The 21,426-nt window shown below is 63.0% G+C and carries 22 protein-coding genes; 19 read left to right on the plus strand and 3 right to left on the minus strand.

Annotation, left to right across the window (positions count from 1 at the left end; all coding sequences use genetic code 11):
• Positions 1-83 precede the first annotated feature (83 nt).
• From CSC67_RS06535 to CSC67_RS06580, 10 genes are all read left to right on the plus strand, one after another.
• On the plus strand, positions 84-1,001 hold the full coding sequence (locus tag CSC67_RS06535) for a branched-chain amino acid ABC transporter permease (protein ID WP_118993686.1): 918 nt from the start codon (positions 84-86) through the stop codon (positions 999-1,001).
• A complete protein-coding gene (locus CSC67_RS06540) occupies positions 1,001-2,008 on the plus strand; it encodes a branched-chain amino acid ABC transporter permease (RefSeq protein WP_118993687.1) in 1,008 nt (335 codons plus the stop codon). The genes CSC67_RS06535 and CSC67_RS06540 overlap by 1 nt, the downstream gene beginning before the upstream one ends.
• Positions 2,005-2,760 (plus strand): ABC transporter ATP-binding protein, encoded by a 756-nt coding sequence (locus tag CSC67_RS06545; protein ID WP_118993688.1) that lies wholly within the window; start codon positions 2,005-2,007, stop codon positions 2,758-2,760. Before CSC67_RS06540 ends, CSC67_RS06545 begins: the two co-directional genes overlap by 4 nt.
• A gap of 5 nt (positions 2,761-2,765) precedes the next feature.
• On the plus strand, positions 2,766-3,482 hold the full coding sequence (locus CSC67_RS06550; RefSeq protein ID WP_118993689.1) for an ABC transporter ATP-binding protein: 717 nt from the start codon (positions 2,766-2,768) through the stop codon (positions 3,480-3,482).
• Between the two features lie 75 nt (positions 3,483-3,557).
• On the plus strand, positions 3,558-4,457 hold the full coding sequence (locus CSC67_RS06555; protein WP_118993690.1) for a LysR family transcriptional regulator: 900 nt from the start codon (positions 3,558-3,560) through the stop codon (positions 4,455-4,457).
• Positions 4,458-4,547: 90 nt separating this feature from the next.
• Positions 4,548-5,450, plus strand: coding sequence for an NAD(P)-dependent oxidoreductase (locus tag CSC67_RS06560; protein ID WP_118993691.1), 903 nt, complete (start codon positions 4,548-4,550; stop codon positions 5,448-5,450).
• Between the two features lie 63 nt (positions 5,451-5,513).
• Positions 5,514-6,443 carry a VOC family protein gene (locus CSC67_RS06565; protein ID WP_118993692.1) on the plus strand — a complete coding sequence of 310 codons (930 nt, stop codon included), beginning with the start codon at positions 5,514-5,516 and terminating at the stop codon, positions 6,441-6,443.
• Positions 6,440-6,817 (plus strand): YciI family protein, encoded by a 378-nt coding sequence (locus CSC67_RS06570; RefSeq protein WP_118993693.1) that lies wholly within the window; start codon positions 6,440-6,442, stop codon positions 6,815-6,817. Before CSC67_RS06565 ends, CSC67_RS06570 begins: the two co-directional genes overlap by 4 nt.
• Positions 6,818-6,833: 16 nt before the next feature.
• Positions 6,834-7,772: a fumarylacetoacetate hydrolase family protein gene (locus tag CSC67_RS06575; protein ID WP_118993694.1), complete on the plus strand. Its 939-nt coding sequence runs from the start codon at positions 6,834-6,836 to the stop codon at positions 7,770-7,772.
• A 78-nt stretch (positions 7,773-7,850) separates the two neighbouring features.
• Positions 7,851-9,023 carry an ABC transporter substrate-binding protein gene (locus CSC67_RS06580; protein WP_118993695.1) on the plus strand — a complete coding sequence of 391 codons (1,173 nt, stop codon included), beginning with the start codon at positions 7,851-7,853 and terminating at the stop codon, positions 9,021-9,023.
• An 18-nt stretch (positions 9,024-9,041) separates the two neighbouring features.
• On the opposite strand, the gene CSC67_RS06585 is transcribed toward CSC67_RS06580, so the two are convergent.
• Together CSC67_RS06585 and CSC67_RS06590 are read right to left on the minus strand one after the other, a co-directional pair.
• Positions 9,042-10,025: an asparaginase gene (locus tag CSC67_RS06585; protein WP_118993696.1), complete on the minus strand. Its 984-nt coding sequence runs from the start codon at positions 10,023-10,025 to the stop codon at positions 9,042-9,044.
• Between the two features lie 80 nt (positions 10,026-10,105).
• Positions 10,106-10,822, minus strand: coding sequence for a GntR family transcriptional regulator (locus CSC67_RS06590; RefSeq protein WP_167752778.1), 717 nt, complete (start codon positions 10,820-10,822; stop codon positions 10,106-10,108).
• Between the two features lie 143 nt (positions 10,823-10,965).
• Here CSC67_RS06590 and dctP point away from each other — a divergent pair, with 143 nt between their 5' ends.
• From dctP to CSC67_RS06620, 7 genes are read left to right on the plus strand one after another with little or no spacing between them, the layout of a single operon-like run.
• Entirely contained in the window at positions 10,966-11,982 is a 1,017-nt protein-coding gene (dctP, locus tag CSC67_RS06595; RefSeq protein WP_118993698.1) for a TRAP transporter substrate-binding protein DctP, read from the plus strand.
• 23 nt (positions 11,983-12,005) lie between these two features.
• A complete protein-coding gene (locus tag CSC67_RS06600; RefSeq protein WP_118993699.1) occupies positions 12,006-12,524 on the plus strand; it encodes a TRAP transporter small permease in 519 nt (172 codons plus the stop codon).
• Positions 12,511-13,827 (plus strand): TRAP transporter large permease, encoded by a 1,317-nt coding sequence (locus tag CSC67_RS06605; protein WP_118993700.1) that lies wholly within the window; start codon positions 12,511-12,513, stop codon positions 13,825-13,827. Before CSC67_RS06600 ends, CSC67_RS06605 begins: the two co-directional genes overlap by 14 nt.
• 19 nt (positions 13,828-13,846) lie before the next feature.
• Positions 13,847-13,999 carry a hypothetical protein gene (locus CSC67_RS21315; RefSeq protein WP_167752779.1) on the plus strand — a complete coding sequence of 51 codons (153 nt, stop codon included), beginning with the start codon at positions 13,847-13,849 and terminating at the stop codon, positions 13,997-13,999.
• Entirely contained in the window at positions 13,996-14,967 is a 972-nt protein-coding gene (locus CSC67_RS06610) for a DUF1989 domain-containing protein (RefSeq protein WP_118993701.1), read from the plus strand. The genes CSC67_RS21315 and CSC67_RS06610 overlap by 4 nt, the downstream gene beginning before the upstream one ends.
• A gap of 1 nt (position 14,968) precedes the next feature.
• Complete coding sequence (locus tag CSC67_RS06615) at positions 14,969-16,207, plus strand: M24 family metallopeptidase (RefSeq protein WP_118993702.1); 1,239 nt, start codon at positions 14,969-14,971, stop codon at positions 16,205-16,207.
• An 11-nt stretch (positions 16,208-16,218) separates the two neighbouring features.
• Complete coding sequence (locus CSC67_RS06620) at positions 16,219-17,511, plus strand: RidA family protein (protein ID WP_118993703.1); 1,293 nt, start codon at positions 16,219-16,221, stop codon at positions 17,509-17,511.
• A gap of 35 nt (positions 17,512-17,546) precedes the next feature.
• Here CSC67_RS06620 and CSC67_RS06625 read toward each other — a convergent pair whose 3' ends face one another.
• On the minus strand, positions 17,547-18,287 hold the full coding sequence (locus tag CSC67_RS06625) for a GntR family transcriptional regulator (protein ID WP_118993704.1): 741 nt from the start codon (positions 18,285-18,287) through the stop codon (positions 17,547-17,549).
• A gap of 353 nt (positions 18,288-18,640) precedes the next feature.
• Here CSC67_RS06625 and CSC67_RS06630 point away from each other — a divergent pair, with 353 nt between their 5' ends.
• Together CSC67_RS06630 and CSC67_RS06635 are read left to right on the plus strand one after the other, a co-directional pair.
• Complete coding sequence (locus CSC67_RS06630; RefSeq protein ID WP_118993705.1) at positions 18,641-19,966, plus strand: aromatic ring-hydroxylating dioxygenase subunit alpha; 1,326 nt, start codon at positions 18,641-18,643, stop codon at positions 19,964-19,966.
• 9 nt (positions 19,967-19,975) lie between these two features.
• A complete protein-coding gene (locus CSC67_RS06635) occupies positions 19,976-21,424 on the plus strand; it encodes a glutamine synthetase family protein (protein ID WP_118993706.1) in 1,449 nt (482 codons plus the stop codon).
• Positions 21,425-21,426: the final 2 nt, after the last annotated feature.

A 21,426-nucleotide genomic window follows, 5' to 3' on the forward strand; every position in this document is an offset into this window, starting at 1 on the left:
GGCCCTGTTGGAGGCCTTTCTTTCAGAACGGGCAATAAAAAACAAAAATCCTATATACGACACCCAAAGATAGAGGGCAATGGATGACTACACTTGTTTTATCGCAGCTGCTCAACGGCGTGCAGTACGGCGTGCTGTTGTTTTTGCTGGCTGCGGGCCTGACGCTGGTTTTCGGCATCATGAGCTTCGTGAACCTGACGCACGGCTCGCTGTACATGCTGGGGGCCTACTTCGGCGCCACCGCCTATAACCATACCGATTCCTTCCTGCTGGCCATTGTGGCGGCGGTGGGCGGGTGCATCATCGTCGGGTTCATTCTCGAACGAACGGCGGTCTCGCGCCTGTACTCGCGAGACCACCTGGACCACGTGCTGGTCACCTTCGGCCTGCTGCTGTTCTTCAACGAAATGGCGCAGATCATCTGGGGCACCCAGCCGTACTTCCTGCCCGTGCCCGCGTGGCTGGACAGCACGGTCAACCTGTTCGGCATCACCTACCCGTCGTACCGCTTCGCCATCATCGTGGCCGGCCTGCTGGCCGCGGTGGGCTCGTACTGGCTCATCCATAAAACGCGCCTGGGCATGCTGATCCGCGCCGGCTCGGTCAACCCGCAGATGATCGGGGCGCTGGGCATCAACATCAAGTTCCTGAACGCGCTGCTGTTCGGCGTGGGCGCGGCGCTGGCCGGCCTGGCCGGCGTCATGGCCGGTCCCATTCTGTCGGTGCAGTCGGGCATGGGCGAGCCGGTGCTGATCACCACGCTGGTGGTCATCGTCATCGGCGGCATCGGTTCGGTCAGCGGCGCCTTCTACGCCGCCCTGGTGGTGGGCATTGTCGACACCCTGGGCCGGGCCTTCCTGCCCATGCTGCTGCGCGAGGTCATGGCGCGCGACATCGCCAATGCCGCCGGGCCGGCCATTGCGTCCATGCTGATCTACGTCTTGATGGCGGTGGTGCTGGCCATCCGTCCGCAAGGGCTGTTTGCGGGAGCCAAGAAATAATGTCCACGAATCAAAGCAATATCTGGAAGGCCGGCACCATCGTGCCCCTGGCCATCTTTCTGCTGTTCATCCTGGTGCCGGTGTGGGGGCACGTCACCGACCATACTTTCTACGTCGCCTATTTCGCGCGCATCCTCATCTACGCGATTGCCGTGGTGGCGCTGAACCTGGCGCTGGGCTTCGGCGGCCTGGTCAGCCTGGGGCACGCCCTGTTCATGGGGCTGGGGGCGTACAGTGTGGCGCTGCCGGCCTTCTACGGCATCGACAACGGCTGGATCCACCTGTTCATCTGCCTGTTCAGCTGCGGCGTGGCCGGGCTCATCACCGGGGCCATCAGCCTGCGCACCTCGGGCATCGGCTTCATCATGATCACGCTGGCCTTTGCCCAGATGGGCTACTTCCTGTTCGTGAGCCTGAAGCAATACGGGGGCGACGACGGCACCAGCATCTCCAACACCAGCCAGTTCTTCGGGCTGGACCTGGGCGGGGTCTACCAGGTCTACATCGTGTCCCTGATCCTGCTGGTGCTGGCCACCTGGTGGACGGCGCGCCTGCGCGTGGCGCCGTTCGGCATGGTGCTGCGCGGGGCCCGGCAAAACGCCCGGCGCGTGCGCGCGGTGGGCTTCCCGGCCAACCACTACCTGCTGGCTTCCTACGTGCTGTCGGCCATGCTGTGCGGCGTGGCCGGGCTGCTACTGGCCAACCTCAATGCCTTCGCCTCGCCCAGCACGCTGTCCTGGATCATCTCCGGCGATCTGGTCGTGATGCTGGTGCTGGGCGGCATCGGCACGGTCTTCGGGCCGATGCTGGGCGCGCTGGCCTTCCTGGGCCTGGAAGAAATCCTCAAGATGTTCACCGACCACTGGCTGGCCGTGTTCGGCCTGGTCATCGTGTTCATCGGCCTGCTGGGCAAGGCCGGCATTGCCGGTTTCCTGGATTCATTCAGCCGCCGCAAGGCGGGCGCGGCCCAGGGCGGCGTCAAACAGGCCAAAGGAGCCAAGGCATGAGCGACTATCTGCTGCGTACCGAATCGCTGGTCAAGCGCTTTGGCGGCCTGCTGGTCACCGATTCGGTCTCCATCGACGTGCGCCCCGGCGAGCTGCACGCCATCATCGGCCCCAACGGCGCGGGCAAGACCACCCTCATCAACCAGCTCTCGGGCGAACTGGCGGCCAATTCGGGCAGCGTGCTGTTTGCCGGTGAAAACGTCACGGCCCTGGGCATCCACCAGCGGGCGCGGCGCGGGCTGCTGCGCTCGTACCAGATCACGTCCATTTTCGAGGGCTTTACCGTGCTCGAAAACACGGTATTTGCGGCCATGGGCGCCAAAGAACACGCCTTTCGATTCTGGAAGCCCATGCTGGCCCGCCAAGACCTGGTCGACATCGCCCGCCAGGCGCTTGAAGTCACCAGCCTGGAGCAACTGGCCGACACGCCGGCGGCCGAACTGGCCTACGGCCAGCGGCGCCAGCTCGAACTGGCCATGGCGCTGGCGGCCCAGCCCAAGGTGCTGCTGCTGGACGAGCCCATGGCCGGCATGAGCGCGCAGGAGTCGGCCGGCGTGGTGGCTCTGCTCAAGCGGCTCAAGGGCTCGCACACCATTCTGCTCATCGAGCACGACATGGACGCCGTGTTCGCCCTGGCCGACCGCATCACCGTGCTGGTGTACGGCAAGGCCATGTTCTCGGGCACGCCCGAAGAAATCCGCCAGCATCCGGAGGTCAAGGCGGTGTACCTGGGCGACGAGGCAATAGGATAAGAAACATGACGACATTACTCGAAGTTCGCGATATCCACGCCTCGTACGGCCATGCGCAGGCCCTGTTCGGCGTCTCGTTCGACGTCAAGGCCGGCGAAGTCGTCACCTTGCTTGGCCGCAACGGCATGGGCCGCTCCACCACCATCAAATGCCTGTTCGGCCTGCTGCCGGTCACGCAAGGCGAGATCATCTTCTGCGACAAGGTGGCCAGCGCCATGCCCTCGTACGGCATTGCGCGCCTGGGGCTGGGCCTGGTGCCCGAGGGGCGCCAGGTGTTTCCCAACCTGACGGTCGAAGAGAACCTGGTGGCCACGGCGCGCGCCGCGGCCCGCCACGGCGGCACGTCCGAATGGACGCTCAAGCGGGTGTACGATTTTTTCCCGCGCCTGCAAGAGCGCAGCGGCAATCTGGGCGGGCACCTTTCGGGGGGCGAGCAGCAGATGCTGGCCATCGGCCGGGCGCTCATGACCAATCCGCGCCTGCTGGTGCTGGACGAGGCCACCGAGGGCCTGGCGCCCATCATCCGGGCCGAGATCTGGCAGGCGCTGACCGCGCTCAAGGGGCAGGGCATGTCGCAGATCGTCATCGACAAGAACGTGGGTGCGCTGCTGCCGTTCGCCGACCGCCACTATGTGCTGGAAAAAGGCAAGGTGGTCTGGAGCGGCAGCTCGGACGACCTGCGCCAGAACAGCGCCATCGTCCAGCAGTATCTGGGGGTTTGAGGCCGGACGCCCTCTTTCCGCACGCCCGCGGGGCGGCGGGGCGAGGGCCCGGCGCGACGGCACGGAGCACAGGGCATGAAAGACCTGAACCTGCTGTATGTGTTCGAAGCCATGTGGCGCGACCGCTCGGTCACGCTGGCCGCCGAGAACCTGGGCCTGACCCAGGCGGCGGTCAGCAGCGCCCTCAAGCGCCTGCGCCAAGAGCACGGCGACAAGATGTTCACCCTGGTGGGCCGGCGCATGGAGCCCACGCCCTACGCGGTGCAGGCGTCGCAACAGCTGCTCACGGCGCTCGACATGATCCGCAAGGCCTCCAACCGCCGCGCGCCTTTCGACCCTTCGTCCTCGCGCCGCCAGTTCACCATACGCACGCGCGACGTGGGCGAGGTGGTGTGCTTTCCCAAGATACTGCAGGAACTTTCCCGCACGGCGCCCTCGATACGGCTGCGCACCACTTTCCAGCCCATCGAGGACACCCTGGCCGGCCTGGCCAGCGGCCGCATCGACCTGGCCATCGGCTTTCTGCCCTCGCTCGAAACCGGCATCCACCGGCGCCCGCTGTTTTCGCAGCATTACGTCTGCGTGCTGCGCAAGGGGCATCCGCTGGAGCACGCCGACCTGACCCGCGAACTGTTCTGCGCCCAGGACCACCTGCTGGTGGAGTACTCGGGCAGCGGCCACCTGGTCATCGAGCGGGCCCTGGTCGATGCCGGGCTGCGCAACCAGATCCGCATCCGGCTGCCGCAGTATCTGTCTGCGCCGCATTTCATCATGACGACCGATCTCGTATGGTGCGCGCCCGAATCCCTGGCCCAGAGGCTGGCCCAGCACTACCCGCTGGTGCTCAAGCCGGTGCCGATTTCCCTGCCTTCGTTCGAGATCGCCCTGTATTGGCATGACCGCTTCCATCGCGACTCGGCCAACCAGTGGCTGCGCGATCTCATCGCCCGCACGTCCTACGATCTAGAGGTATAAATTTCATTAATACATAGTAATCAACGAATCGCTATGGTTTAAGCTCCGGGGCACCGATAGAATCCTCGTATATAACAAGGAGACAAGACCATGGCGACGCATTCTCAAACCGTGGGAATGATCGGCATCGGGCAGCTCGGCCTGCCGGTGGCCGGCAATCTGATTCAGGCGGGTTTCAAGGTGGCGGGCTTTCGCCGCAGCAGCATGCAGGCATTCACGGCGCTGGGCGGCCGGGCGCTCGAGTCGCCCGCGCAGGTGGCGCGCGAATCCGACGTTGTGCTGCTGTGCCTGCCCAACGAGACCGCATCCCGGCAGGTGCTCGACGGCCCCGAGGGGCTCTTGGCGGCGCTTCGGCCGGACCAGATCGTGATCGAGACCGGCACCTACCGCAAGGCCTTCAAGCTGCAGCAGGCCGACAGGCTCGCGCGGGTAGGCGCGCGGGTGCTCGAAGCCGAGGTCAGCGGTTCGCCGCCCATGGTCAAGGCCCGCAAGGCGGCGCTGTACGTGGGCGGCGAGGCCGAGCTGGTGGAGCAGTGCCGGCCCCTCCTCGAAGCCATCAGTCCCTCGGTGTTTCACCTGGGCGACTACGGCGCCGCCGTATCCATGAAACTCATCGCCAACTACCTGCTGGCCATCCATACGCTGGCGGCGGCCGAAGCCATGAACATGGGCGTCAGGGCGGGATTCGACCCGAATGTCGTGGCCGAGGTCATCCAGCAGGGCGCGGGAGGCTCGGCCATGTTCGGCGTGCGCGCGCCCATGATGGCCAAGCGTGCATTCAGCCCGGCTCCCGGGCCTTTCACCACCCTCGAAAAATATCTTGAGCTGGGGCGCTCCATGGCCGACGAACTCGGCTGCGCGACGCCATTGTTTTCCGCCGCCGAGCCTTATTACCAGCGGGCGCTGGGCGGCGGCCTGCGAGACGAAGACATTGCCGCCCTCATCAAGTTGATCGAGGCCGACTCCAGGCCGGGGCAGGGCGGCCAAAGCTAGCAATCGGCATGGCGCCTCCAGCGCGAGGACCCAGGCCATTCAGAAACGACAAGAGGTTATACGATGATACGTTCGCTGCTACACGTGGGCATGGTCGTGCCCGATCTCGAGGTGGGGCGCGCCTTCTATGAATTGTTCGGCCTGCAGGCGCGGGCCTGCGGAAACGACCTGGTGTTTCGCTGCCAGGGCCGCGACCAGGACCAGATCCGCCTCATGCAGGGTTCTCCCAAGAAACTGGCCTATACCTCGCTGGGCACCAACGAAGCCGGCATGGCGGCGCTGACCGGCAAGCTTCGGCAGGCGGGCGTGGCCATACAAGGGGCGCCCTTCGACGTCCCCTTTGGCGGCATCTGGTTCCAGGATCCGCACGGCGATTGGCTCAACGTGCAGGTGGCCGAGCCCGCGCCGGCCTGCACCGCCAACCTGCCTCCCGAAATCAATGCTCACGGGCGATATCGCCGCGTGGGACGCGCATGTCGGGTGGAAACCCGCCACAAGAAGGCCAAGCCCTTGCGGCTGGGGCATTTGATCAAGTTCTCGCCCGACGTACCCCGCTCCATCCAGTTCTACACCGAACTGCTGGGCATGAAGGTGTCGGATCAAGCCGCGGACGTCATCGCCTTCTTGCGCGGCTCGGCGGGCGGCGACCACCACATGGTCGCCTTCGCCAAAAGCACGCATACCGGCCTGCATCATGTCAGCTTCGAAGTAGCCGACCTGGACGAGATCGAGATCGGCGCCCAGACCCTGCTGCGCGCCGGATACCGGGATGCCTTCGGCCTGGGCCGGCACATAGGCGGGTCGAACTATTTCCACTACATTCGCGACCCCTGGGGCAGCCTGGCCGAATATTTCTGGGACATCGACGTCATACCCGAGGACGACAGCGATTGGCAGCCCCTGGTTGCCGAGTCGCCCAAGGACGTCATCGCGGTCTGGTCGGCCACGCCGCCGCCCGAAGACTTCATCGTCAATTTCGAGGAGGCCCCATGAACAGCCCATCGCAAGCACAAGCGCTGATGCAGGGCATGCTCAAGAAGCCGCTATATGTGGTGCTGCGCACGCCCGTCGACCTGTCCCGCATCAACGAGCTGCTGCCGGCGCATCTCGAATGGGCGGTGCAGTGCGAGAAGCGGGGCGAGCTCTTCGCGTCCGGCCCCTTCGTGCAGGAAGGCGTCACTCCGGGGACGGCGGGCGGCATGTCCATTTTTCGCGCCGATTCCGTGGCCGAGGTCGAGCGCATTCTTTCGGGCGACCCTTTCATTCAGCAGGGCGTGTATGCGGCCGACATCAAGAAATGGCTGTTGATGGAAGGCGGCGTCACCGTCACCTTCCGCTTTTCCGACCAATCCTATCTGCTTCGTTGAAACGCGGGACGCTTTTATGAAATACCAGTTGTTCACCTATCTGGGCGCCGCGGGCGAGGCGCGTCCGGGCATCGCGGTCCAGGACCGTCTGTACGATCTGCGCACGGCCCTGGGCGATGGCGCCCGCTGGGCGTCGGTGGACGAGTTGCTGTCCGACTGGGACCGGGCATCCCGCTCCCTGCGAGAGTTGGCCGGCGGCATCGCGGCCGATCCGGCCCCGCATTGTGCCGCCGCTCTGGACGGTCCGACCTTTCTGGCGCCCCTGACGCGCTGCGGCGTGGTCTATGCGGCCGGCGCCAATTATCGGGATCACGTCGAAGCCATGGCGCGGGCGATGAACATGAACCTGGTCACCGACCCGAAATCCCAGGGCATCGAACCCTGGCACTTCATCAAGGCGGGCCAGGCCACCCTGGCCGCGCATAAAGAAGACGTCGCCATGCCGGGCCACACCGCCCGGCTCGATTGGGAGGCCGAACTCGCCGTCGTGATCGGACGCCGGGCGTCCCGCGTGCCGCTCGAGCAGGCGCTGCAGCACGTGGCGGGGTATTCGTGCGCCAACGACTTGTCCGCCCGCGACAATCTCAAGCGTGATGCCGTCGATGCCGGTTCGCCGTTCAAGTTCGACTGGATCGGTCACAAATGCTTCAAGGGTGCGTGCCCCATCGGACCCTTCATCACGCCCGCCGAGTTCGTGGACACGCCCGAAGACCTTGACATCAAGCTGTGGCTCAACGATGAACTGAAGCAGGACTCCAATACGAGCAACCACCTGTACAGCGTGGCCGAGCAGATCAGCTACCTGAGCCACAGGCTGGATCTGCTGCCGGGCGACATCCTGCTGACCGGCACGCCCGCCGGCGTCGGCATGGAATCGGGCGTGTTCTTGCAGCGCGGGGACGTGATGCGGGTGTGGATAGAAGGATTGGGCGAACTCGAAACACGCATCGTCTGATCCGGCCGCGTCAGGCCGACGCAGCGGGGCAGGCCGGAAGGCACTTAAAACACTATCAGAAAGAACGGGAGACAAATCATGAAAACACAATTCAAGCTGGCCGCTTTGGCGCTTACCCTTGCCGGCGCCTTGCCCGCCGCCGCGGCGGCGGATGTCAAGGTGGGCTTCATGGCGACCTTGTCGGGGCCTTCGGCCGCCGTCGGGCAGGATCAGCTCGATGGCTTCCAGCTGGCGCTCGAACAGCTCGGAGGCAAGCTGGGCGGCGTGCCCGCCACGCTGATCATCGAAGACGACCACCAGAAGCCCGACACCGCCCTGAACGGCGCGGCGCGGCTGATCGAACGCGAGAACGTCGACGTGGTGACCGGCCTGACCTTCGCCCATGTGCTGATGGCCCTGCAGCCCAAGATCGCCGAGACCGACGTGCCCTTCATCGGCACGGTGGCGGGGCCCTCGCCCACGGCCGGCAAACTGTGCAAGCCCAATCTCTTCATTACCTCGTGGCAAAGCGATACGCCCGCCGAGGCCATGGGCGAGTACCTGCAAGACCAGAACGTGAAGCGGGTAAGCCTGTTGACTCCCAATTTCGTGGGCGGCAAGGACAAGCTGGCCGGCTTCAAGCAGACCTACAAGGGCGAGGTGGCCGACGAAATCTATACACCCCTGAATCAGCTGGACTTTTCGGCCGAACTCACGCAAGTGTCTTCGTCCAACCCCGACGCGGTCTTCATGTTCTATCCGGGCGCGCTGGCCATCAGCTTTGTGCGGCAATACCGCCAAGCCGGCCTGGCCGACAAGTACCCGCTTTACTCGGCCAACTCCATCGAGGGCGCGGGGGTGGCGGCCATGGGCGACGCGGTGTTCGGCTCCATCGTGGTCGACACCTGGACCCCGGGCATCGAGACCCAGCGCTCCAAAGAATTCGTCGCCGCCTACGAGAAGAAGTACGGCCGCCTGCCGTCGGCCTATGCGGCGTTTACCTATGACGCCGCGATGCTGCTGGATGCGGCGGTTGCGTCACTGAACGGCGACGTTTCCGACAAGAAAGCCTTCAACGCGGCCATCAAGAACGCCAAGTTCGAGTCGCTGCGCGGCGATTTCCGCTTCGGCAACAACAACTACCCGGTGCAGAGCTACCACGTGTTCGAGATCGTCAAGGGCGAAGACGGCAAGGCGCAGTTCAAGACGATCGCCAAGGACGTGCTCAAGAACCAGCCTGATTCGTACGCCGGCGAGTGCGCGATGAGCTGACGCCGGACGGGACCTCCATCATGAATAGCGGCCGAAGGCCTGGACGATGGCGGTCCGGTCCAGGCCGCACGCCGCGCAGGCGCCCAGCAGTATGCGGGCCTTGTGCGGCGAGAGCCAGCCGGCCGGAATCAGCCCTTGCTCGATCAGGCCCATCTCAGAGCCGGGGAAGTGGTACGTATTGCGGAAGATCCGGCCCCCGGCCACCCTGGACGCCAGGACGACCGGCATCCTGCCGGCCAGGCGGCCTAGCGGTTCGACGAAATGCGCGGGCACGTGCCCGGCGCCCATGGCCTCCACCACCAGGCCGGCGTAGCCCAGATCGGCTGCGGCCTCGAGCAAGGCCGTGGAATCGTCCATGCCCACCTTGATGACGGCGACCGGCGGCAATGCGCCCTCGGGAGCGGGAAGATGGAAACGCTGTACCGGCCGCCGCAGGATCTCCACCGTCGATTCATTGAAATAGCCCACCGGCCCTCCGTCCAGCGTCTGAAAGGCGGATGGGAGGCCTTTGTGCATCTTCTCGACAGCGCGAGCAAGATGGATTTCGTCATTGAGCGTCACCAGTACGCCCATGCCCCGGGCCCGGGGCGCCGCCGCGACGCTGATGGCCGCAAGGAGATTGGCCGGTCCGTCCGCGCCGGCCGACGACGCGTTGCGCATCGCACCGGTGAACACGATGGGCTCCTCGCCTTCATGCAGAAGGTCGCAGAAGAAGCTGCTTTCGTCGATGGTGTCCGTTCCCTGGACGACCACAGTGCCCGCAAAGCCGCGCTGCGCCGCAGCCCGGGCCGACTGCACCACGCCTTTCAACTCTTCGTAGGTCAAAGAAGCCCCCGGCTTGAGAAACGGGGTCTCGACCGTCACGTCGGCAATCTGGCGCAAGGCCGGAAGGCACTGCATCAAAGCCTCTCCCGCGAGAGAAGGCGCGACGCCGCCCTCGGGCGTTGAAGTCATCGTAATGGTGCCGCCAAGGACGATGACTTGTACCTGGGTGTTTGACATGAAAGGCTCCGATTGTCGTATGCATGGAATGCCGCTCAGCCGCCTGGCTCGATCCGGCCAGGCAGTCGCGCGGCACCGCTTTACGTGATTTCAGGCAAGACCTTGAGCACGACCTTGTAGGTGCTTTCGATATGGTTGCGGCTCGCAGCCAGGGCTTCTTCGAGATTTCGATCGAGCAGCGCGTCGACCATGCGCTGATGCTCTGTATGGTCATCGCGATACGGCATGCCGTGTGTAACGGCTATCTGCCGATAGCGGTGTGCCTGATCGAACAGCAATTGCCAGAAATAGAGCAGCCATTCGCTGTCGCAGCCCTCGACGATGCTGAAGTGGAAGTCGCGGTGCGCGCTGTCCCAGGCGGGGGAGACGAGACCCGTGTCCGGGTCGATGGCCTTGCGGCGAGAGAGGCGATGAAAGTTGGCGATGATTCTGGCCTCCCAGTCTTCGTTGCTGCGCTCCATGGCGCGCGTCAACGCAAGGGCCTCGATTTCGATACGGCGCTGAATGGTGTCCTGGAGTTTTTCAAGGGTGACGGGCGCAACGCGAAAGCCGCGTTGGCCATTGACCTCGACCAGTCCCTCTCCGGTAAGGCGGGTGAGCGCTTCGCGCAAGGGGGTGAAGCCTATGCCCAAGCTGACTTTGAGGCCCTCCAGCCTCAAGGGCGTGCCGGGGGCCAGCTGGCCCGCAATGATCTTCTTCTTGAGTTCGGTGAATGCTGTTTCGGCGAGCGTCGGGTTGCCCAGCGAAGCATTGTCAGTGGCACGGGATGCCGGCGCTGTGCTCGAAGCCTTGGCCATGGAACGTCCTTTCATATATGGATAAACGTATATTTTCGGTCAAATTATACAAAAAATAATTTATGGTTGAATGCTTGAAAAGTTTTCGCTAGACTAGCACAACAACGAAAAACAACTAGTTTATATATAAACATGGAGGCAATATGTGGAAAGAGCTTAGTCGAGCGGCGAAGGCGCTCGCATATGGGGTCTTGGTGTTGTCCTGCCTGCTCGGGCATAGTGCAAAGGCGGAAGCGCCGATCGTGCTTAAAGGCATGACGCCATGGACTCAGGACTACGACTTGAGTCAGTCTTTTTTCATTTTCAGAGACTTGGTACACGAAAAGCTGGGAGACCGGGTAAAGATCGAATACCTGGGCGGGCCTGAAGTTACACAGGCGGCCAATCAATTCGCCGCTCTGCAAAATGGGGTCGTGGACGTTCTACTGGGCGCGGCCGCCTATTACCGCGGGGAGGTGCCGCTGGCCGCGGCGGTGCAGTTCACCACGCTGCTGCCTTCCGAACTAAGGAAGTCGGGGTATTTCGATCTGATGCGGCGTATTCACGCCGACGCCGGGGTGGTGTACCTGGCCAATACGTCCGGCGGAAACCAATTTCGCATGTACTTGCGCAAGCCCATCGACAAGCCGGATTTCTCCGGCTTGCGCCTGCGCGGTTCGCCTGCCCAGCTACCAATGATCCGCGCCCTGGGTGGTTCTCCCATGAGCATTGCCCCTGACGACGTCTACACGGCCCTCGAGCGCAACGTGATCGACGGTTTTGGCTGGACCTACACCGGCATCGACGTCTATGGATGGCACGAGGTCACCAAGTACGTGGTCAATCATCCTTTCTATTCGTTGGATGGGGCGATCTTGTTCAGCAAGGCCGCGTGGGAAAAGCTTCCTGAAGATGTGCGGCAAGAGATGGAGAAGCTGGCACCCGAACTTGAGCTGCGCATAGAGGCCCAGATGAAGGAGCGGCTTCAGAACGAAGACAAGCGTCTGGCCGACATGGGCCTGGAATTCATCACTTTCTCGGATGAGGACGCGCGTTATTTTCTCGACACCACGATGAAAGCGGGCTGGGACGAATTCATACGTCAGAACGCGGCTGTCTTCGAAAAAGACAAGGAGCTCGCTGAGCAATTGCAACGTACCGGAAATCGCTCGGGTTCCTGAGCCGCCCGATCTGGGGAAAAAGCATGATGTCTCTTGCTTACCATCGCCTGCTGGATGTGCTGGGCGGACTGGCTGCCGTTCTCGTTTTTCTCGTGATGATGGGAATCTCGGTCGATGTATTTACCCGCTATATAACGGGCCGGTCCATAACATGGATGTTTGAAGTTTCCGAGTACGCCTTGCTTTATATCCCTTGCTTGGGCATGGCTTGGCTGGCCAGGGAAAGCGGGCATATAGCCATTACCACGTTCGTGGAGAAGTGCGATCCGGGCGTCCGGCGGGGGCTGTTGCTATCGACCACCGCCGCCTGCGCGCTGGTTTGCGGGCTGGTGGCCTACTGGGGGGCGGTGGTGCTCGCCGATCGCATTGCCCGGAATGCCGTATCGATTCAAGCAATAGAGGTCCCCGACTACCTGATTTACTGGGTCATCCCATTTGGTTTCGGTCTGGCGGCGATCGAGTTCGTGCTTCAGCTATGGCGCGGTCCCTGCGAGCAGAAGGACGAAAGCAACGGGATGGGGGGCGACAATGGCCTGGTATGAAACGTTGACCCTCATTTTCGGCGCTGTATTGGCCCTGCTCGGCATCGGCATGCCGGTGGCTTTCGCCCTGGCCGCGGTGACCTTGGGGGGCATCTATCTCACTCAGGGTTGGGGCGGGCCGTTCCAGTCCTATGTGCTCAGTGTCAAGTCGTCCCTGAGCGTGTTTTCGCTGCTGCCGGTTCCCTTGTTCGTATTGATGGGGGAGATCCTGTGGCATTCCAAGATAGCCGGCAGGGCGTTGAAGTCGCTGGATATCGCAATGGGGCGGTTGCCAGGACGCCTGAGCTTGCTGACCATAGCGAGCGGCACCCTGTTCTCGACCCTGAGCGGGTCCACCATGGCCAACACCGCCTTGCTGGGCCGCCTGCTGGTGCCTGAGCTGATGCAGCGCAAATACAGCGGTGCGATGTCCATGGGCCCCATCATGGCGTCGGGTGCGCTGTCCATGCTCATCCCGCCCAGCGCCCTGGCGGTGATTTTTGCCTCGGTGGCCAAGATATCCATCGGAAAGCTCCTGATCGCGCTCATCTTGCCGGGCATTATGCTGGCCGTGCTGTATGCGGTATTTGTAATCGGGGTGGCGATCAAGTTTCCGGCGCTCGCCCCTTCGTACCAGGTCGAGCGCGCAACCCTGGGCGTCAAGCTCAAGGGCCTGTTCGCCAACGTCCTGCCCCTGACGCTGGTCATCATCCTGGTTATAGGCGTCATATTCGCCGGCATCGCGACTCCGACCGAAGCGGCCGCCGTAGGGGCGCTCGCCTCTTTTTGCCTGGCGGCGGCCTATGGCGGTCTGAGCGTACGTGCTGTCTGGAACTCGTTGATAGACACCGTCCGCATCTCGGTAATGATGTTGACGATTCTTGCTTCGGCCATTGCTTTCAGCCAGCTGCTTGCCTTCACCGGCGCGAGCCGGGGATTGCTGAATTTCGTCGTGGCCGGAGACCAGTCGCCGATGATGTTCGTCATCTTGACGATGCTGCTGCTTCTTGTGCTGGGCATGTTCCTGGAACAGATCGCGATCATGATGGTGACGCTTCCCATCCTGATGCCTATCATCGCAGCCCTGCATCTCGATCCGATCTGGTTCGCGGTACTGATGCTCATCAACCTGGAGATTGCGTTGATGACGCCGCCCTTCGGGATGCTGCTGTTCGTCATGCGCAGCGTCACGCCGCCATCCATCACCATGACCGCGATCTGGCGTTCGGTCATTCCCTACATGCTGATCAACCTGCTCGTCATCGGCTTGATCATGTTGATTCCTGCGATAGCCACTTACCTGCCGAAACTCGCATTCGGCTGAACAACCACGGAGAGAGGAAATGAATAGTCTGCAAGTGCCATTTACGAGCCAGCAAATGGTTCTGCTCAAGATGCTGTATGACGAATCGGGCCGGACCGACGGCTTGGACGCCATGATTCTGGAGATGTTCAGATCGTTTGCGCGCCAGACTCTGGGGAGGGATTGCAAATGAACCCGGCAAAGTACGGAGACGCCACGTACTCGGACGTGATGCAGCCTGTGACCGGCAGGGCGATTCCGCTCAAGGCGGGGCAAACGCTGCACATCACGCTGGTAGAGGGCGCTCAATGCGTCGACTTCAATTGTTTCAATCTCGAGGACTATCGCGAGCGGATGTCGGTAGGGCATATGCGGCGCACCGGGTTCCGCGCCCATGTCGGCTCGATCATCTGGAGCAATCCTCCGCGCTACAACCCCATGATGGTCATCCTCGAGAAACCGGACACCTGCCTCACGGACCTGCTGGCGGCGCGGTGTCACGCTACGCAATTCGAGAAAGAAAGACGTTACCCCGGCGTGCACACCAACTGCCAGGACACTCTGGCGGAGGCCATCGCCGAATACGGCCTGACGCCCGACGACGTGCACGACTCGCTCAATTTCTGGATGAACACGGGCTGGGACGACCAGGGAAACTTCATCCCGAATGTGCGCCGCAACACGGGAAAGAAAGGCGACACGGTGGTGCTGATGGCGCTGATGGACGTACTGGCGGTACCGAACGTATGTGGTTCGGGCGATGTGTCCAACACGTCGAATTACTGGTTCAATCCTGTCGGCGTCGAAGTGCGCGACAAAACGGAATACACGGGGCGGGTGCTGGAACAGTTGCGCCGCAAGCATACCGGATACATCAACCAGCGTCGGCCGGAGCAGTTCAAGGTCCGGCATAAAGAGCAGGATCGGCGCTGCATCAAGGACCCCGACTACAAGCCGGAGTATGTCAACTTCCCGATCAAGAAAGAGGAGCTGTCGTTCGAGCTGACGCAAGGAGACCGGGACAACATCCGGACGCTGCGTCGGAGAGGCTTCGGCGGGACCGACGAAGAAGTGTTCCGATCCGCAGTCATGACTTGGTATACCCGCAACAGCAGTCCTCAGATTGCACCCGAGTTGCTCGATATTGAGATAGGAGGATGATTTGACTAGCTACAACAATGAGGCGTGGAGCGATCTGGATCTGAGCACGAACGAGCGCGAACGCCGCTGGCGCGAAGTCCGCTGGCGTATGGACCATGCGGGATTCGACGCGTTGCTGGTATGGGGAAATGAGTCGAAGTGGCAAGCGGGCCTGGCCAACAACCGATACCTGTCGGGCCGGGTGGCGCCCGGATGCATCCTGTTCCCTCTGGATGGCGAGCCGGTCATCTGGTCCGGCTTTCCCCACGACGTAACGCCCTATGGAGCATTGGCGGGAGGATGGATCTCCGATACTCGGGCGGGGCAGCAGACGACCCGGGATATCGTCAATACGCTCATCGATCGCAAGTACCAGCATGCCAACATCGGCATCGTCGGTTTTGGGCAGACCAGGCCAAGAGTCGTTCCCGAAGCCGTGCCGTATCAGCAGTTTTCCGAAATCGAATCGGGCCTGCCGTCAGCCCGCTTCATCGATGCGGGCTGGCTGCTCGAGCAGGCGCGCCTGGTCAAGAGCGACGAAGAGATCGCCTTGCTCAGGCGGGCGGGAAAGCTGGCGAAGCAGATGGCCTTGGCGATGAAAGAGGCAGCGCGGCCGGGCGTTCGCGAATACGAAATCTATGCGGCCATGCTGGACGCATCGCTCAGCCGGGGCGGCGAGGAAGAAATGATATGGATGTCCTCCGGCGCGATACCGCCGCCGCACGGCAAGCGTCCGCCCTCTTCGGCCAGAACGCTCGAAGCCGGGGACATCGTCGTTTGCGAATATCACGCGCGCTACAAGGGCTATCTGGCGGGGGCGGAGATTTCCATTTCATTGGGCGAGCCCAAACCTGAATATCAAGCCATCCACGAGGTATGCGTTGCATCGCAGCGCGCCGGCATTGCCGCCATGCGGCCGGGGGCCCCCTTTTCGGATGCGGTGATGGCCTTTCGCCAGCCTATCATCGATGCGGGCTTCGGCTCGGTCGAGTGCGGCCTGCACGGGCATGGGCTGGCGTCCCCCGAGTTTCCCAGCACCATGTACGGCGGAAAGGGCGGCGGGTGGAACCAGCATGCCTACGCGCGCATACCCGCGATCGATTTTAAAAAGAATATGGTGTTCGCAACCGCCTCGGACGTATTCAATCCGGATTGGGACGACAAGACCGGACTCATGCTTGGCCGCACAGTCCTGATCACCGAGGACGGGCCTGAAGAAATAACCGGGCTGCCCTTGGATGCGAAGTTGACGGTGGTTTAAAGGGGACGAACGTGTCTATCGATCTTTCAAGCCCGCGCTTCTTCGCCTATCCCGGCGCGGCCGCGGAAACCATTCCCTTGGCCGCGGCGGCGGGCGACCTGGTGTTCTATGGCGGCGGCGTCGCCGCGCATCCGGAAAGAGGCGTGCCCGAAGGCATTCGTCCTTTCGACGGCTATCCGAATCACTGGTCGCAGGTAAATCGCGAGTTGTGCAGTATCTATGGAACCATGGATCAGGTGCTGGGCCAAGCGGGTTCAGACTTGCGCCAACTGCTGAAAATCAATTCCTTCCACGTGCACGAGTCTGACGTTTACGAGGCTCTTCGCATGCGCCCGGAGATCTTCGGCGAGTTTCCCCCTCCAAGCACCTTGGTCCTCGAACCCGAGCTCAGTGTGCGCGATCTGCGGGTGGCCGTGGACGGCATAGCGCTGAGATCGGCGTCGGCCTTTGCGCGCGAGGCGCTGACTACTTCGACCGACTCCGCACCCATGCCGCCGCACCAGAAAATATGGGGAAAGACCATCTATTCCAAAGCGGTGAAAGGGGGCGGCTTCATTTTTACCTCGGGCCGTACCAACAACGTCATCGGCGGAGCGACGGATTCCGAACTTCGCGGTCACCACGATTTCCCGTACCGCGGCGATCACGCGGAGACATCGTGCAGGGTGGTGTTGCAGTATCTGGAAGACGTGCTGGCTTCCTTCAAGGCGGACTTCAGCAAAGTGGTCAAGGCGGAAATCCATCTCAACGACATGACGCAGATCGCGGCGATCGAGCGTGTATGGCGAGAGATATTCGGCGACGATCCGCCGGCGCGCATCTTTATTCCGGCTACGTTTCCCACGCCCTACACCACCTTGGAAATAGAGCTGGTCGCCTTGGACCCGGAAGGGCCCTGGGACAGGGAGGCTATCGCGCTGCCGGCGCAAGCTTCGGAGCGGGTGTGCGAACCGCGCGCTATCCGGGCGGGCCCTTATGTGTTCTTCTCGGGGCTGTGCGCCACCGACTACGTCAACGGCCTGGCGCCGGCGGCGCGCGTCGATCCCGCGCTGCCTTTTCATGAGGATCCCATGCATAAGCAGGTGGACTATGTCGCGAAGATGCTGGAAGAAGCTTGTCCGGGGGCGGTGCCTTTGCGCTGCAGGTTCATGACGCCTGAACTGGAGCGCTATGGCGTGTTTCTGGGGGCCTGGGCCAGCTCGATGGGACGTATCGCAATGCCGATCACCGCCTTCAGGACGCCGGGCCCGCTGCCTGTGCCGAGCGCCGCCTTCCAGCTCGATCTCGTAGCCTGGGCCGGCTAGGCCTGTCAGTGCCCGCTGCTTTGCCGGGCCGCCGCTTAGCCGGCCCGGGTCACCAGCCTGATGCCGGGCATGACCTCGGCGGCCAGTTCGGGGTTGCTGGTGGCGTATTCGACGTTCATGCGGGCGATCTCGACGTGCTCTTCGCCCAGGGCCTGGGCGCGGGCGCCCTGGCCGCGCTCGATGGCCTGCACGAGGGCGTGGTGCTGCAGCTGGGCCATCTGCATGGCCCGGGTGCCTTCTTCATGCGAGGACTGCATGGGCAGCATGGCGCTGGGCGCGGCAAAGGGCTGGCCGTTCAGCATGTCCATCATGCGCTGCAGGGTGCGGTTGCCGCTGCCCTCGAGAATCAGTGCATGGAAGCGCGCATTGAGCTCCACATAGGCGGCGTAATCGTCGAAGCTCATCTGAGGTTTGTTGACGGCTTCGTCGATGTCGTCCAGGCATTCGTGCAGCTGGCGCAGCAGCTGCTTGGAGGGGCCGTTCTCGGTCAGCAGCCGGGCGGCGTAGCCTTCGAGCACGCCGCGCGTCTGGATGGCGTGCGAGACCTCGGTGGCGGTGAAGCCGCGCATGCGGTAGCCGCCGCTGGACATGGCTTCGATGAGGCCTTCGTATTCGAGGGTGGTAAGCGCCAGGCGCACCGGCGTGCGAGAGGCTTCGAGCCTTTCGGCAAGGGGGATCTCGGCCAGGCGCTCGCCCGGAGCGAAGGCGCCTTTCAGGATGAGGTCGCGCAGCTGGATCAGTACGCGCGACTGTTGCGATTCGGCGATGGGCTTCATGACGACTCCGTTTGCTGCCATGGATTCTACTGTACCCGGCTCATTGCATGCAATCGAGTGATTTCGTCCTAGAGTTTTCCCTAATTAGGTGTATCCGGCGCACTCCGCTCCAGAATGCCCGCCGGGTTTATTTTTTATCATTAATATATTGATAATAAAGGGTATAATTTTATTATCGGCTGGCATTGATGCATGGAAGAGGCGGGTGAAGACAATTCCCAAGAATTGGCCGGCCATTTGACAGACGACCCGGAAATCGTAAAACTGTATGCAATAGAACGGGGTGCCACATCGCTTGCGGGCGACGCACGCGGCCCCCTCGTGTTGGTCCAACCGCATTGCGAGGAGCTCCCATGCTTACTGCAGAACAGAACGATTTCATGACCCGGGTGGGTCCGGACGTCCCGGCCGGCAAGCTGCTGCGCCGCTACTGGCAACCCGTCGCCCTGGCCGAGGAACTGGACGGCCCCCGGCCGCTGAAGGCCGTCAAGCTGCTTGGGCAGGACATGGTCCTGTTCCGCGACGACAACGGCGAATTGGGCCTGCTTGACCGGGACTGTCCGCACCGCGGCGCCGACCTGGCCTTCGGCCGCCTCGAACACGGCGGCATCCGATGTGCCTTCCATGGCTGGCTGTTCAACGTCAAGGGCCAGTGCATGGAAACCCCGGCCGAGCCGGCCAGCAGCAAGTTCCACACAACCATCCAGCAGGGCGCGTATCCGGTGGTCGAGCGCAGCGGCGTGATCTTCGCTTATCTGGGCGAAGGCGAGCCGCCCGCGTTTCCGGACATGGACTGTTTCGTGGCGCCCGGCACGCACACATTCGCCTTCAAGGGCCTGTGGGAATGCAACTGGCTGCAGGCGCTCGAGGTGGGCATCGACCCGGCGCACGCTTCGTACCTGCACCGCTTCTTCGAGGACGAAGACACCTCGGCCAGCTACGGCAAGCAGTTCCGCGGCGCATCGTCCGACTCCGAGATGGCCATCACCAAGGTGCTGCGCGAATACGGCCGCCCGACCATCAATGTGGAGCCCACCAACTACGGCATGCGCATGACGTCGCTGCGCGAACTCAGCGAAGAGTTCACCCACGTCCGCGTCACCAATCTGGTGTTTCCGCAAGCCATCGTCATTCCCATGAGCTCCGAAATGACGATCTCGCAATGGCACGTGCCCGTCGACGACACGCATTGCTACTGGTATGCCATTTTCACCAGCTTCACCGAGCCGGTGAACAAAGAGCAGATGCGGGCCCAGCGCCTCGAACTGTACGAGCTGCCCGGCTACACCTCGCGCAAGAACAAGAGCAACCACTACGGCTTCGACGCCAACGAGCAGATGACTGAAACCTACACGGGCATGGGGCACGACATCAACGTGCACGACCAGTGGGCGGTCGAGTCGCAGGGCCCGATCCAGGATCGCACCCGCGAGCATCTTGCGGCCAGCGACAAATGCATCTATACCTACCGCCGCATGCTGGTCAAGGCCATCGAGGCCACGCTGGCCGGCGAGGGCAAGGCGCCGATGCTGCTCAGCGACGAAGAGGCCCGCGAGGTGACCGGCCCGGCGTCCATCGACGGCATCGGGCCGCGCAACCAGGAAAAGAACTACTGGGTGGAAGCCGATCTGAAGCGCCGCCAGGAATCCGATTGGGCATCTCAGCGGCTTAGCGCCTAAGGACGGAACATGGCAAGTTTTGTCGAGAAGTACGACGCCTGGACGCCTGAACAGGCGGGCGCGGCGGAAGAGCTGGCGCGCCGCCTGGAGTCCGGCGAAGTGGACGTGGTGCGCTTTGCCTTTCCCGACCAGCACGGCATTTTGCGCGGCAAGACGCTGGTGGCGTCCGAGGCGGTAGGCGCCTTGCGGGGCGGGGTCAATATGACGACCACGCTGTTCGCCAAGGACACGTCCCACCTCACTGTGTTTCCGGTGTTCTCGGCGGGCGGCGGCTTCAATTTCGACGGCATGCAGGGCGCCGCCGACTTCGTCATGGTGGCCGACCCGTCCACTTTCCGCATCTTGCCGTGGTCGCCGCGTACCGGCTGGGTGCTGTGCGACGCCTATATGACCGACGGCCGCCCCGCGCCGCTGGAGACGCGCAGCATCCTGCGCCGCGCGCTGGCGGGGCTCGAGGAGCGGGGCATGGCCCTGGTGGCCGGCCTCGAAGTCGAGTTCCATGTGTTCCGGGTCGAAGACCCGAGAATGGGCCTGCATGACGGCAGCGCCCCGGGCCAGCCAGGGATTCCCCCCGAGGTTTCGCTGCTGAGCCATGGCTACCAGTATCTGACCGAACAGCGCTATGACGCCAGCGAAGAGCTCATGGAGCTGCTGCGCACCACCATGCAGGGCCTGAAGCTGCCGGTTCATTCGATGGAGATCGAGTTCGGCCCGAGCCAGTTCGAACTCACCTTCGGACCCATGCCGGGCCTGCTGGCCGCCGACGCAATGGTGCTGGTGCGCAGCGCGGTCAAGCAGGTGTGCCAGCGCCACGGCTATCACGCCACGTTCATGTGCCGCCCGCGCATTCCGAACGTGATGTCCAGCGGCTGGCATTTGCACCAGTCGCTGTGCGATGCCGCCACCGGCCGCAATCTATTCATTCCCGAGCAGCAGGGGCAGGATCTTTCCGAGCTGGGCCGCCAGTATCTGGCCGGCCTGCTGGCCCATGCCGGCGGCGCGGCGGCCTTGTCCACGCCCACCATCAACGGCTACCGCCGCTATCGTTCATTCTCGCTGGCTCCCGACCGGGCAAGCTGGGGCCGGGACAACCGCGGCGCCATGCTGCGAGTGCTCGGCGGGGTGGGCGAGGCGGCGACCCGCATCGAGAACCGGGTGGGCGAACCCACGGCCAACCCCTATTTGTATATGGCCTCGCAGGTGTTTTCGGGGCTGGACGGCATACGCCGCAAGCTGGAGCCTTGTCCCAGCGCCGACGTGCCTTATGAAGACACGACCGAGCCGCTGCCCCGTTCGCTGCCCGACGCCTTGCGCGCCTTGCGCCAGGACGAGTACCTGTGCGAGCAGCTGACCCCCCTGTTCGTGAACTATTACTGCCACATCAAAGAGGCCGAGCTGTCCCGTTTCAACCAGGCTGTCACCGAATGGGAGCATCGGGAGTATTTCGGCCTGTTCTGACT

It is taken from the genome of Pusillimonas caeni (assembly GCF_003545815.1).
GTDB lineage: Bacteria > Pseudomonadota > Gammaproteobacteria > Burkholderiales > Burkholderiaceae_B > Pusillimonas > Pusillimonas caeni.